This window comes from Bacillus cereus group sp. BcHK124, assembly GCF_027712065.1.
In the GTDB taxonomy this organism is placed as follows: Bacteria; Bacillota; Bacilli; order Bacillales; family Bacillaceae_G; genus Bacillus_A; species Bacillus_A pacificus.
In genome coordinates this window covers 36,691-50,001 of record NZ_JAQFPJ010000007.1, presented here as the reverse complement: position 1 = coordinate 50,001, position 13,311 = coordinate 36,691, and the positions used below count along the sequence as shown (strand labels likewise).

The following is a 13,311-nucleotide window of genomic DNA, read 5'->3' as shown; positions in this document are numbered from 1 at the left end:
TTTCAAAGACGACGTATCAGTAATAATTTGTGTCTATTCTGTATGGGTGTTAGCAAGTTCGTTTGCAAACTTGTTAGTACTTTTTTTGTTTCTTTTATGTTATTACCCTATAAATACGGTAAATGAAGTTTTATTCTTCTTCCAGTTTTAATACTGTTACATTCGTCTTTGCCAACATTATAAAAACTGGAAGAAGAGCAAACGCTCTTCAACGGTAACATTCAATCCGTACCATCTGCTGATTTCGTATTTTATGTGCCGGCATTATGGAGCCGTTTAGAATTTTAGAAACAACATAGTGAGTTGTGTTTTCCGCCACTTCTCACAATACAAATATATCACGTTGATTCCAAAACAACCGGCACATTTACTGCCAAAAAGCAGCCACGACTCTGCCACTTATTTTTTATGTATTTTATACTTCAATTACCCCTAACAATTCTCTGAACTCTGCTTCCAAAGCACCTTTTATCTTCGGCATTTCATCATAAACATATTCTGCTACTATTCCATCCTCCTTCGTCTCCACTGAAATAACTTCTTCTTGTACATGCACACCTATACTGGGTATATATGGGGTGAATTGTGCTGCAATTGTAGGTATTCCATTTGTTATACCTTCAAATAATTGGAAGACTTCTTCTAAAAATAGATTTTATTTTTCGTATAACAATCTAGTAAATCAATCCAACTAACTTTTAAATCCTCAAATATTTTAGCTGTTTTCTCCGGTTCCCTTAATCTAGGAATTGAACGATTAAGGGAACCGTTTGGTCCCATTAAATCTTTAGCCTTTGATTCTAACGCAACTAATTTGCTGTAAAGGTCTTGTATTATTACCGGCCTATCCGCATGTAATTTACTAAATTTAATCTGATACTTATCATTAATTTTCTTTAACTCCGACTTATGTTCTTCTATTTGTTTATCCAGTAATAATTTAAAATCTGCCTCCATATTTTTTAGTCTACTTTTGTACTCTTCTTCCCTAGCTCTAAGTTCACTTTTGTGATATTCTTCCCATATTTTCATTACATGTAAAAATAATTGCTTAAACAGAAAAAAGTACCGAGTATTATTGCTACTATTACGAAACCATATACACTTATAGCCTTCATGGTATTCATCTGCTGCCCTCCGCTTTTAAAATTCTTTATAAACTATAATATCTTGATTAATCATTACAGAATGACTTACCCATATCTTATATTGTGTGTAACTGAACCCTTCGTTTAATCCCTTGATATCATTGATTTCATTTCACTTTCTCTTTTGAGTTACACAGTACGAAAATTATGAGTAACCGTATAGAGATACCACTAATATTTTGAAAAACAAGCTAAGACAAAAATAAAATAAGCTGCCCATGTGGACAGCTTATTTACATCATTATCAATTGCGGAAATTGAATTTTATTCTATTTTTCTTTTTATCCTATTCTTTTATTTTCTTTTATTAACTACGTCTTATTCTCTTTTATTTTAATTATCTTTCCCCCATACTAAAAGCAAGTAATAAAATATACCCGATTATACAAATTGCAATAATGTTAAGTATTATTAGTGGCCACTTCATGGAACCTTTTTTTGCTTTTAGTCCCAAAAAGGTTCCTAATAAGGGGAACAGAAACATTGCAATAATAAATGGTTTACCTAATGTTCCTAACGACACGCCACTCCACAGCGTATAAAACAAAACAATGAAGATTATTAAAGTAGCGAGTGAAAAAACACTATATTTATTTATATGGGTTCACCTCCCGAAAGTCAGTTATTATTTTCAATGTATAATACTCAAATCTTTATATACTTACTATTTAATTCCTTCTATAATGTCATTTGGTGGAACAATATTTTTTTAGCCGCTTGTTTTATGTCGAAAATTTCTTAGCGTACGAAATTCGAGTTTTGTTGGTGCTACCCTATTATGTACGATGTATATCTTATACACGATCGGTTAACGTAACGTAACATTATCAGTAGTCAATACTGCATAGAATTTTTGTTATGGAGTGGTTTTATTACTTCGAGATAGGCTAATGTATGTTCACCTGTGTTTTTAAGAAATAGCCTATTCTTGGTCCATTGGAGAAGTAATATTATCTTTATATGTGTCAATATAAATGTTTCCATTTGCTGCAAGTACAGCATACTTTTACTACCAAATTCAAATTAGATCTTTATCAAACTTTATCAAAAACTTCAATATCATGTAAAACCTACGTAAAAAGTGTTAACCAATCCTCGAAATATACGTAAAATAGAAAGGTGGTTAGAGGATCCCTACAGCTCGCCAAATCTAGCGTTTAGGTATAGAGGTGATAAAGTTATTGGTCGATCTATTGTAAGAGGATCTGAAAATGTTTTAGAGGTAACTAATGCTAAAATTATCTTAAAAAAAGACGGCCAAGGAAGTTATATTCAAACAAGATAGCCCGTAAGATAGAAATTTAGGAGGATACTTATGAATGATAAAGATTATATGTATGAGGAATTAAGTGATTTTTTAGACGGAACATTTCATCAAGATATAGGAACAGTAGAAAAAGCCTTAAATGAATTTATAGAAGAAACTCACAAAGTGTGTATAGAAAACACTTTAAAGTACATAACTGAATTTTTAAAAAGTGATTTATCCACGCAAAAAAAAAGAAGAGTTCATTGAATATTATACTGAAATTTATTTTCCTTCTTTAAAACTTATTCCTATAGAATGGCTTGAACAAACCGTTGAAACGTTAAAACAAGCAATAAAAGTCATTAGTAAAAATCGACCACTCGTAATGATATGCACTTCAATTGTTAGACGGAAACAACAATTAGAAGTGTACTTTTTTATGGCTAAATTCTCAACAGAAGAAAAAATAAAGGCAGTAAAAAATATTTAGATGGCAGTGACTTATTACCTATAAGTGAATTAAGGTCACATTTACCGATTCCAGGTACATTCCCTGTTTCAGTATATTGCCAAATATCGCATGGATAAGCTGGTTTGTTGCCACCATAACGAAGAATCCATACAAAGTCAGCTTTTACATTTTCCATACCAAAAGTTGCATACATATTTTGGCCAACATATAAACCAACTTTCTTAGCACCTAAATGGTATAACTCATCAATAAAAGCCTGTGTTCCTGCTCTCATATCATTCATTATTTTCACTTCTACATCTGCAACACAAACCGTAGCACTCTTGTCACCCCGACCCCAGAAGTCTTGTGCTTCTTTCTTCACAACAGCAATGGAAACAAAGCGGCAAAATGCATATTACCAAAAGGAATGTTGTGCTGCTTCAATTTACTCCAGCTGCCCTTTATATGGAATACGTGGCATATGAATAAAATCATACGTCACAATATCTTCTACATTTGTCAGATAGGCATGTAAGCTTTCAACTAACATAAGATTAGGTATGCTTTCTTTTTCTTTTATCAAAATAATAGGCTTTTGAAATGCATATGCGTAACCAATTTCAAAAGCCGTACCACTATCTACACACCCATTCACGAAATCATGAATTGCCACTACTACATCCGCTCTTCTTAAATATTTTAAATCATTATGAAAAACTGCAGTTCTCCACTCCATAGATCCAAAAGTTAAATGTTCATGTTGATAGAACCTAGCTGAAAAAATATCTGCAACAAAAGGATTGTTACTAAGCGCACTTTCTAGCCTTTTTACCCTGTTAAGTTGTTCATCATTAAAAAATGGACTTGCTATAAATACCCTAACAACCCTGGTATTCTTTTTCTCCATACCACCTATAACTCCTTTCACCCTTATAAAATTTAAATATTTCGTATATTACATAGATAGTTTCTTTCATTTAAAAAATATGAATATCTACCCTTTAATAAAACCGAATATTCTGTTAACAATACAAAGTACAGTTTCTTATTCCCTTCATACCCGAGGGTCGAGTAGTTAGCTTTTGCTAGCTTCTATTTAATGTATGAAAAAAGATAAGACTCTTTAAAATGATTCTTCTTTATTTCTCAATATAAAGAGTCTTGGATTTCTGCTAACAATCCTATACTATATGAACAAAGAGTAAGTTAAGATTTACTCTTTTACTTGAATGATTGAATATATTCACTAGCGATGGCGCTATATTTTTTGTCGACATGTACATGTATAAAGCTAATATTTTATATAGATATTCATAGTCAATATTCATATATTACAATAGCATCGGAAGTACCATTAAAACAATTAGAGCAACTACCACAGCTGCCACAACCGCCACAACTAAAACAACCAAAACAACCGAAGCAACCAAAACAACGGAATCCACCACAACGAAATCCACCGCAACGACCACAGCCACCACAACGACGAGCAGCATCTTCAATATAGTAATATGGATATTGGTTTTGCTGGTCCCAATACACAACATTTCCAGACTGGTAATCATTAAGGCTTAACGCTTGTAGTTCTTGTTGAAACTGATTCATTTTCATGACCTCCGTTTATTAACTTTTAACCTTTTGACGCTTTCCTATATTTCCTAAGTAGAAATAGCGCTATAAAGTGAAACGTTAATCAGTGGGGGTTTTGTTCATCATCCACTGATTATTAGTTGAACCAATCGGACGTTAACGGACAGCCCGACTCCCACCTAACTTCTTTGCTCCAACTGAATTTTGAGGTGGGAGTTTTACTGTCCGTTAACGCGGGATAAACTAAGTTCAATACATACACCTACAAAATATGACCTATCACTAGATAATGCACCTTGTTCATGTACCTATTTTTCCACGGGCTCATTTTTATAAATTAAAAAAAGACGCATTTAGATTGATGCGCCTTTTTGCGATACTTCTTTTGTTAAGTATTATTCATACCTGTGAATAGCAATACCTCTTCTCTTTATCCTATTACGTTTTGCTCTTCTGTACTTACCGGCCACTTTTCTAATGTATAAGCCATTTCCCAAAATGAATATTCATATTGACTACTAATAATAAAATGTTGTCTCATTCGATTTCGGTCTGCCTCTGTTACTTTTTCAGCTATTGCATCTAATCGTGTAATTTGCTCTTCAACTAGTGTTCGGAACCAATCGGATCCATAAGCAGAAATCCATTCCTTATAAATTGGCTCTTCTGGCTTACACTCTTTTAAACGCTCACCAATTTCATAATATAACCAATAGCAAGGTAAAATTGCTGCAATAACATCGCCTAAATGTCCTTCATACGCAGCACGATACATATGTGAAGTGTACGCATATGCAGTTGGAGCAGGGATAAAATTATCTTTTTCTTCTTGTGTTATCCCTAGTTTCTTCGCAAAATTCTCATGTAATGATAATTCCGCCTCATATGTATTTTGGGCATGGTGTGCCATACGAGCTGTCGTTTCTAATTCCAGTGCTTTTGCAGCTCCTAATGTTTGTAATCTAGCAAAGTGACTTAAATAATATGAATCTTGAAGCACGTAATAGCGAAAACTAGCTAAATCTAACGTTCCTTCACCAAGCTTTTTTACAAAAGGATGATGAAAACTAGCTTCCCAAATTGAGTCTACTTCTTTACGTAATGATTGTGAAAAAGTCATGTAAATCCCTCCAATTATGTATGAAATTTAAGTATTTACCCACCATTATTAAATCTGTAAAACAAAAAAACTTTCTTTACAGACGTAAAGAAAGTGAAATTGACAGTATTTATTCATAAAATAACAATGTCTTTCCCACTTCCCTACGCTGGCATTAACCAGATCAGGTACTAAGAGTCTCAAATTCCAATTTGATCTCAGCCTATAATAGGCCCCCCTAGTGGATAAATATATAAATTTCGTATCGTATTCATCATAACATACTTCATGTTACTGTCAAAAGTATTCATGGTACTGCTACTTAAAACCCTTCTTCTTCCCTTACTCTTAATGAAGTTTCAATAATCATATCTAATAGTTTACTATAGTCAATTCCCGCTGCAGCTGCACTTTTGGGAAGTAAACTCGCTTGTGTCATCCCTGGTAATGTATTAACCTCCATTACATATGGAATACCGTCCTTCACCATCATATCAACCCTTGCATAAACACTACATTTTAATGCTTTATAGCAAGCCAGTGACGCTTTGTTTACACGTTCCTTAAGTTCAGCTGGAAGTTCAATAACTTCTTCAATAGTACCTACATCATCATATTTCGCATTGTAATCAAAGAACTCCGCCGCATGTCGAATTGAAATGATGGGTAACTGTTTACCATCAAAAATGGAACATGTAATCTCATCACCTTTTATATATTTCTCTATTACTACTTCAGAATCCCATTCGAACACAGTTTCCAACATTGAAATTAATTCATCTTTACCATAGACAATCTTTACCCCAACACTAGAACCACCAGAGTTTGGTTTTACCACTAATGGAAATCCTAACTTATCTAATTCATCAACATTTAGATCCTCCATTTTTGTAAGTTCAATCCAATCTGGTGTTTCTATTCCTTCATAACGTAAAATCTTTTTTGACATGTTTTTGTCCATACATATACCGCTAGATAACATATTGCTCCCGCTATAAGGAATACCTAAACTTTCAAGCGTTCCTTGAACTGTCCCATCTTCTCCGTATTTTCCGTGTAATGCGAGCAATGCAAAATCAATGTCTTTCGCTTTTTCGATTAAATCCATTTTTTCATTTAATGTAATTGGTACAATTTCATATTTATTTTTATCTAAATTTGCAATCATTTCATTTCCAGTCATAATTGATACTTGTTTTTCAGAGGATACTCCTCCCATAATAACACCAATTCTCATTTCCTCAACTCCAAATTTCTTTTTTTATCCCGCATTAACGGGCAGTAAGACCCCCACCTCAAAATTCAGCGGAAACAATGCAGTTAGGTGGGGGATCAACTGCCTGTAAAAGCCCGATTGGTGAGGGCTAATAATCAGTGGGGGATGAACACCCCCCCACTGATTAAAGTTTCACTTTATTGTATCACCGATTATTTTGATTCCCCGAACTATTTCTTCTTCTTTCAAACGTGAAAATCCTAATCGAAACGTGTTCGCTCCTCCTCCATCAGAATAAAACACATCTCCAGGAGAAAATGTAACCCCTTGCTCATAACACTTTTGCAAAAGCCTACGGGCATGAATTTTTTCTTCTAACTCTATAAATAAATGAAGTCCACCATCACCGGTCATTCTTTGAAACGGAATGTACTCGTTACACGCCCCAACAGCTAACTCATATTTTTTCTTATAAACAGACCTTGCCTTTTTTAAATATTTTTCAAAATATCCTTCATGTAAATATTGAAAAAGAACAGCTTGATCTAAAGTAGATGTGTGAATAGTTCTTGCTCTTTTCACACTTTCTAAATAATGAATTAGTTCTTTATCTGCAATGATCCAACCTACACGCAAGCCAGGGAAAAGTACCTTTGAAAAGCTACTAATATAAATCACATTATTACCAGCACCAGCAAAAGTTAATAATGGTGCTAAATGTGAACCTGAATAACGTAACTCTTCATTAAATCCATCTTCTATAATAGGAATCTTATATTTTGAAAATAATCTCATCAGTTCCGTTCTTTTCTCTGAACTCGTCACAATGCCGGTTGGATTATGATAGGAAGGAATTAAATACGCAAAATCAAACTCTTTTTCACGCAAGCTTTTTTCAACTTGATTCGTATCAATACCATCTTCATTCATATCAATACCATGAACTTCAAGGCCATGTAAGCGGAATAGTTTCAGCGCAGCATGGTGAGTTGGATTCTCACAAATAACTCGACCTGATCTCTTTGACAACGAGGATATTACAATGTCTAACCCTTCTGTAAATCCATTTGTAATTAAAATATCTTTGTTCGAAATATCTACACCTTTCATTTCCATATAATGAAGTAGATATTTCATTAACGGTCTATAGCCTTTTGCGTATCCGTAATTTAATACGACATCACCTTCAATGGACATACGAGTAAGAAAAGCTCTTTTGAAATTTTCCACATCAAATAGCTTTTCGTCCGGAGCAATACTGTTAAAAACAATCATTCCTTTTTCCCAACGAACACCATGTTTCATTAAATCTAATTCATCAGCTAATAAAGTAACTGTATTAAGTTTATTTTTCCAATCTATTTCAACAGACGAAGTGTTCGATATATCAACCTTCGCAACAAAATTTCCTTTTCCTTTAACTGCATAAATGAGCCCTTCTTGCTCTAAATCTGCATAAGCAGCGAGTACAGTGTTTCTGCTTACACTAAGTAATTCACTTAGTTCCCTTGTTGAAGGAATTTTTTGATCCCCGAGCAAATGCCCTTTCATAATCATCTTCTTTAAATAATCTTTTAATTGAATATAAACGGGACGATCTTTCACAACTTTAAAATCTTTAAACAATTCCTTACCCCCTGCAATCATTTTTGCATAATTATTTCATTCTCAAAAGGTCCACTACATATGTATTTTTTATAAAGGGCGGTACGGTTTTATAAAATACAACTTTAATCAATTAGTAACTTTACTCCCCGTTAATACGTGACAAATCTTTACGATATAAATTAATTATATCTTTTAAAGCTGCTGCTGCGGCTCCGCGTGGATTTGATGCACCACCAATTGTAGTAACTTGGCCCATCGTATCTGTAAAGAACGTAATCCCTTTTTCTGTCCCATTTACATTTGCTAGCGGATGATCTTTATCTATTTCGCACGGTTCAACATTTAAATTCACATTGCCATCCTCATCTTTATATGCTGATGCAATTAATTTAATAAATTTATTTTGTTCCTTAGCATTTCGAATGTGTTGTTTTGTAACATGTTCGATTCCTTTTATAGGTATATCGGTAAGCGTATTCTCTGCTCCCATTAAACTGTTTGTCAAGAGTAACAATTTACACGCACTATCAGAACCACTTACATCTAATATTGGGTTCGTTTCAGCAATTCCTTTACTTTGCGCTTCTTTCAATGCTTCTTCAAACGTAATATCTTCCTCATTCATTTTCGAAAGAATATAATTTGTAGTCCCGTTTAATATTCCTTCTATTTTTTCAATACGGCAACCGGCCAAACTAAATTGACCAATATCAAGTGTCGGTAATGCCGCAGCAGTTGCACCACTATATCGAATTCGTACATTTGCGATTTTTGCAGCTTCATTTATTTCTCTCCAGTTTGTAACAAGCGCACCTTTTGAAATTGCTACTATATCCATTTGTTTTTCAATCGCTTGTTTTATATATTGTTTCCCTGGATTTCCATCTTTAAGGTTTGTAACTGTTGATTCCACCAGCACTGTACCACTTATGTTATCTTTTGCACGTTCCTCCGGATGATATTCTATATACTTTTCAATTGCAGCACTATTGCTACCATACATTAATAAGTTATGAATAGATAATCCATCCTCATTATGTATTGCAATATTTCTCCCTAATACGCCACTTACAACTAATTGAATCCCATATGTTTCATATATATATGAATATTTTTCATTTATTAATTTTATAAACTCTCTGCCTACTGTTCCGTATCCTGATAATACAACTTGAATTTTCATAATATCCCCCCATATTTTTCTACCAAATCCCACTTTCAATATAATGTCAACTACCCCCACTGAGATAAAGCCTTTCAGTGGGGGCTTGAGTTCGAACACTAGGTCTTTTCGTCTATCGCTAGACAGTTTGACGCTCTAGCATTCATGCCACCTTATGGTAACACCCCAAGTATATTTTTGGTTGGTACTAACAACGAACGATTGTTTTCCCACTTGCACCACCCTTTCGAAAAAGAGCAGTTCTCCCTTGTGGAAAAAGCCACCACTCAGATGAATCTGGCGTGTGCTACAAGCCCCGACAAGTCGAGTACACATAGATGGTTGACGCACCCACTAAGCTATGCGCGAAGCAACAGCCTTACGTTTTTACACTTCTAATAGAATCGGCGTTCTCACTTTGAGATTTTCATCTAATTCTACAACTCTCGATTTTTGCAATGTATTCAGCGCACCATTAATATCAGCATGGATACATGTTCCTGCTTTACTTTGGTACAGACCACGCGTGATTCGTTTGCCACTAAAGAGATACTGCATCTTATCATCCTTAGACCAAACTGGAACCGGATCTTTATCCAGAAAACTAGCTTTTGAAGTATAGCTTTCTTCTTGTTTTAAAAAACGAATGCCTTCTTTTATACATTTATTCTCAATTGCTGCAATCAATTTCTGAAATGGGATTTGAACAAACTTTTGATTATTCTTTTTCCCTATATCAGATTTTTGTTTCCAACCCGTGTTATACCCTACAACAATCGTATCTATATCAAATTCTTTCACTTTTTTGAACAACAGGCCTACCGCTTGTGAAATGTAACCATTTATTTGTCGTTCTCGTTTATGCCAAAGTACAGCCATTTTATTCGTTACAATTCGTTTAGAAAGTCCGTTTTCTACATTTTTCAGTTGTAGATTACGTATCACTTTGTTGAAGTACTGGTTAATAGATTTTAGTTTTTTTCCATCAATTAAAAATGCATCACCTGTATTTGTTACGCAACTTACTAATCTATCTACACCTAAATCGCAACTCAAAGCGTTACTTGTAGTCGTGGATGGTTTCTTCATTTGAGAAATGTGCATTTCATATGTGTAATGCACCTCAAAGAACCGACCTTTTTGCTTCGGTACAATCTCAATATAGGAAATTTTTTTATGTCTTAAGTTTTTTGGCATACGTATTTTAATGGAACCGAATTTTTTTCTGAATGCAATATTCATCGGAATAATCCAATACCCGCTCTCATCCACTTTTGGAACTTGGTAGATTTCAATAATTCGTTTGTCAGTGGAACGAGAATAATTCGGAAACTTCGGACGACCTGTGAACTTCTCGGGATTTTTCTTCCACTGTTCCAATGCCTTAAAAAAGCTCTTCCCTTCTGTAAATAAGGCTCTACGAATCGCTTGAACAGAGTTTGATTGCATGCCCCAGTAGTTCATATCGGCTTGCATGGCAGTGTCCACTTCTTTTACGGTAGCCATCTTATTATCATTCAAATAGCTTTGTTTCATGGTATACAAGCCAACATTTCGCAACGCTTTTGAGCTATGTGACATGCGCCTAAGTAAACGAAACTCTTTAGCTGTGAGGCAAGCTCGTCCGATATTCTGTTTCTGCGTGAATCGTTGCATCGTTTTTCTTTTCTTTTGTTTCCGTAATACTTTCACCGCTTTCTTTCTAGCCATTGTTTTCACCACCTTTCTTAGAGCGTTCATTAAAATTATTTTTGACAAATTAATATTTAGAAAGAAATGAAACAAGAACATGTTCTGCATCGTAATTCCTTTTGGATCAAGTAGCGGAATGATAATCATTATCCAATTTCGTTGCCTTACAATCTATTCCCTCCTCATCTACATTATATCGTAAGACAAAAAGAAACAAACATTCGCACTCAAAAAATTACTATGAGCGAAACAAAAGAGTTCAACCTACCTTCTGACGGCAATTCATCTCCACCTGAATTGTTGGGCTTCACCCGTAACACAAATCAGATGGAGTCTTCTTCCCAAAATAGGTAATCCGAAACCACTATAAGCCGATTATGTCCATGTTTCTCAGCATGTGTGGCACCGTAGTCCACTGTACCACCGTTAATTTGGGCATATAATTCACATGCACGGTCCCAATTACTAGAAACTGGCCCAACAGCTGCGGTATGAACTGTATAACCATTACGTTTCAACTCTTCCTGTATATCATGAACACCACCCCAATATTTTACGCCAAGCATTTCTTCTCTACCCCATCCAGCAAATCCATTCACTAATATGATCGGATAATTATTTTGTTGACTCTCTTCAGCGTAAATTACTTTCGTGGCGAATGAACATACAGTCATCAATGCAAAAAAACATATTTTTAAAAATAACTTCCCCATACTTCCTTCCTCTAATAAAGCGTTTACACTTTTTAGTTTACAGCATGCTTTAATAACTTAAACATAATGTAAAGTATTTTATATACGTTGTATATATAGAAAATATATACAGATGTTGATAAATATTACTTCAACTAAACATTTACTTTTTACAATACAGCTTGTAAATCTGTTTATTTGAATTTATAATTAGATATAGTTTCCTCATGTTAAAAAGATTTAAAAACCATAAGAAAACTAATCTCATTGCTTGAAAAGGAGGAAAAAGCATGCAAATCGGATCAAATATTCATACATTATCTCAACCTACTAAAATAACTCCATCTACTCTTGAGCATAATACGATCTCTTCTACTAAACTTGAAGATAAAAAATCAAATGATCCCATCAAATTTGATATTCGTTCATCTGAAAAAGAGATGAAACAACCTGAGCATAAATTTAATGAATTAGATTTATGGAAGATGCTAAAAGATAAAGGTGTTCCTTTATGGATTATACTTGAAATGCTACAAAAGGCTCGTAAAGAAAAAGAAGCACAAAATAATTCAGTTCAAAATTCAAATGCGATTGAAGAAACGAGTGAGACTCGATTAAATGAAGTAATGTAAGTTATTTAAACGGTATTAAAAAGAGCTCGAGCTTGATAAAGTATCCATCAACCTCGAGCTCTTTTTTAAGATTTTTCTCCAATCGTTACAAACTGAACTGATACCTCATCTCTATAACCTTCAATTAACTTTCTTACTTTTACATATTCATTAGTCAATGTATTATCTGTCGACATTTTAGGTTTTTCGTCGCCTAAAGATTTTTTCAAATGAAGAAGTTGTATTTTTGTTTCATTTGCTTTTATTTCATTATACACATTATTTTCCGCGACAATTACATACGATAGTAGTCCATAGTTTCGATTATTACCAAGCCAAGCATCCCTATCATATGTAACTGGTATCGCTTTTCCTTCTATTTCAATACTTTTTATATTCTTTTCTTCTTCATTTATAAATAGTAGTGAACTTTCTTTTGGAAAATTTGGCAACGTATCTAAAGGTTTGGAAAGAGATGATTGATCTCTTTCACGAAAAATTTTTGCTTTAATCATCGCTTTTGCAGTAGATTCATTTAATATTAAAACCCTCTTTTGGTCAAATCTACCTGTTTTCACAGAAAAAACTTCATGTTCTTTCGTGTTTTCCTTATAACGATCTATAATAGTTGAAGTATTGTCCTCATCTCCAATAACTAGTACGCCGTTTGCTGGAAATCTGTTTTCATTTTTAGAGCATGCACTTACATTTATTAACAATAATATACTTAATATGAAAATAGATATTGTTTTTTTCATCACAGTTCCTTTCATAACCAAAATTGTTTTTT

General features: G+C 33.9%; 10 protein-coding genes, 5 pseudogenes and 1 riboswitch. Of the genes and pseudogenes, 3 read left to right on the top strand and 12 right to left on the bottom strand.

Features of this window, described 5'->3' with window-relative positions:
* Positions 1-642 precede the first annotated feature (642 nt).
* On the bottom strand, positions 643-957 hold the full coding sequence (locus tag PDK19_RS13295) for a hypothetical protein (protein ID WP_270707287.1): 315 nt from the start codon (positions 955-957) through the stop codon (positions 643-645).
* Positions 958-2,070: 1,113 nt separating this feature from the next.
* A pseudogene (locus tag PDK19_RS27295) lies at positions 2,071-2,151 on the bottom strand (DUF421 domain-containing protein); the annotation flags it as partial.
* 78 nt (positions 2,152-2,229) lie between these two features.
* On the opposite strand from PDK19_RS27295, the pseudogene PDK19_RS13290 reads away from it, so the two are divergent.
* Together PDK19_RS13290 and PDK19_RS13285 are read left to right on the top strand one after the other, a co-directional pair.
* Positions 2,230-2,433, top strand: a pseudogene (locus tag PDK19_RS13290) (RNase A-like domain-containing protein); the annotation flags it as partial.
* Positions 2,434-2,463: 30 nt separating this feature from the next.
* A pseudogene (locus tag PDK19_RS13285) lies at positions 2,464-2,755 on the top strand (contact-dependent growth inhibition system immunity protein); the annotation flags it as partial.
* A gap of 136 nt (positions 2,756-2,891) precedes the next feature.
* Here the strand turns inward: PDK19_RS13285 and PDK19_RS13280 are convergent.
* The 9 genes and pseudogenes from PDK19_RS13280 to PDK19_RS13240 all read right to left on the bottom strand — a co-directional run.
* Positions 2,892-3,295, bottom strand: a pseudogene (locus PDK19_RS13280) (GH25 family lysozyme); the annotation flags it as partial.
* A 1-nt stretch (position 3,296) separates the two neighbouring features.
* A complete protein-coding gene (locus PDK19_RS13275; protein WP_270707283.1) occupies positions 3,297-3,758 on the bottom strand; it encodes a nucleoside 2-deoxyribosyltransferase in 462 nt (153 codons plus the stop codon).
* Positions 3,759-4,168: 410 nt separating this feature from the next.
* The gene (locus tag PDK19_RS13270) at positions 4,169-4,456 is read right to left on the bottom strand and encodes a heterocycloanthracin/sonorensin family bacteriocin (protein ID WP_014893691.1); all 288 of its coding nucleotides are present in this window, start codon (positions 4,454-4,456) and stop codon (positions 4,169-4,171) included.
* A 415-nt stretch (positions 4,457-4,871) separates the two neighbouring features.
* Positions 4,872-5,561, bottom strand: a complete 690-nt coding sequence (gene tenA, locus PDK19_RS13265; protein ID WP_074567935.1) for a thiaminase II — start codon at positions 5,559-5,561, stop codon at positions 4,872-4,874.
* A 123-nt stretch (positions 5,562-5,684) separates the two neighbouring features.
* A riboswitch (TPP riboswitch) is annotated at positions 5,685-5,790 on the bottom strand.
* Between the two features lie 72 nt (positions 5,791-5,862).
* Complete coding sequence (gene ddlB / locus PDK19_RS13260; RefSeq protein WP_001219733.1) at positions 5,863-6,777, bottom strand: D-alanine--D-alanine ligase; 915 nt, start codon at positions 6,775-6,777, stop codon at positions 5,863-5,865.
* A 171-nt stretch (positions 6,778-6,948) separates the two neighbouring features.
* Positions 6,949-8,382, bottom strand: a complete 1,434-nt coding sequence (gene pdxR, locus PDK19_RS13255) for a MocR-like pyridoxine biosynthesis transcription factor PdxR (RefSeq protein WP_074615363.1) — start codon at positions 8,380-8,382, stop codon at positions 6,949-6,951.
* Positions 8,383-8,503: 121 nt separating this feature from the next.
* Positions 8,504-9,547, bottom strand: a complete 1,044-nt coding sequence (locus tag PDK19_RS13250) for a homoserine dehydrogenase (RefSeq protein ID WP_270707280.1) — start codon at positions 9,545-9,547, stop codon at positions 8,504-8,506.
* A 366-nt stretch (positions 9,548-9,913) separates the two neighbouring features.
* Positions 9,914-11,236, bottom strand: a complete 1,323-nt coding sequence (locus PDK19_RS13245; RefSeq protein ID WP_270707278.1) for a transposase — start codon at positions 11,234-11,236, stop codon at positions 9,914-9,916.
* 353 nt (positions 11,237-11,589) lie between these two features.
* Positions 11,590-11,931: pseudogene (locus PDK19_RS13240) on the bottom strand (esterase/lipase family protein); the annotation flags it as partial.
* Between the two features lie 269 nt (positions 11,932-12,200).
* On the opposite strand from PDK19_RS13240, the gene PDK19_RS13235 reads away from it, so the two are divergent.
* A complete protein-coding gene (locus PDK19_RS13235) occupies positions 12,201-12,542 on the top strand; it encodes a DUF3914 domain-containing protein (protein ID WP_001165513.1) in 342 nt (113 codons plus the stop codon).
* Positions 12,543-12,607: 65 nt separating this feature from the next.
* Here the strand turns inward: PDK19_RS13235 and PDK19_RS13230 are convergent, their stop codons facing one another.
* Complete coding sequence (locus tag PDK19_RS13230) at positions 12,608-13,279, bottom strand: lipoprotein BA_5634 family protein (RefSeq protein WP_014893694.1); 672 nt, start codon at positions 13,277-13,279, stop codon at positions 12,608-12,610.
* Between the last annotated feature and the right edge of the window lie 32 nt (positions 13,280-13,311).

Excerpts from the sequence above, each read along its gene's own strand:
- PDK19_RS13295 (WP_270707287.1), bottom strand. The coding sequence starts at position 957 with ATGGAGGCAGATTTTAAATTATTACTGGATAAACAAATAGAAGAACAT.
- PDK19_RS13275 (WP_270707283.1), bottom strand. The coding sequence starts at position 3,758 with ATGGAGAAAAAGAATACCAGGGTTGTTAGGGTATTTATAGCAAGTCCA.
- PDK19_RS13270 (WP_014893691.1), bottom strand. The coding sequence starts at position 4,456 with ATGAATCAGTTTCAACAAGAACTACAAGCGTTAAGCCTTAATGATTAC.
- tenA (WP_074567935.1), bottom strand. The coding sequence starts at position 5,561 with ATGACTTTTTCACAATCATTACGTAAAGAAGTAGACTCAATTTGGGAA.
- ddlB (WP_001219733.1), bottom strand. The coding sequence starts at position 6,777 with ATGAGAATTGGTGTTATTATGGGAGGAGTATCCTCTGAAAAACAAGTA.
- PDK19_RS13250 (WP_270707280.1), bottom strand. The coding sequence starts at position 9,547 with ATGAAAATTCAAGTTGTATTATCAGGATACGGAACAGTAGGCAGAGAG.
- PDK19_RS13245 (WP_270707278.1), bottom strand. The coding sequence starts at position 11,236 with ATGGCTAGAAAGAAAGCGGTGAAAGTATTACGGAAACAAAAGAAAAGA.
- PDK19_RS13235 (WP_001165513.1), top strand. The coding sequence starts at position 12,201 with ATGCAAATCGGATCAAATATTCATACATTATCTCAACCTACTAAAATA.
- PDK19_RS13230 (WP_014893694.1), bottom strand. The coding sequence starts at position 13,279 with ATGAAAAAAACAATATCTATTTTCATATTAAGTATATTATTGTTAATA.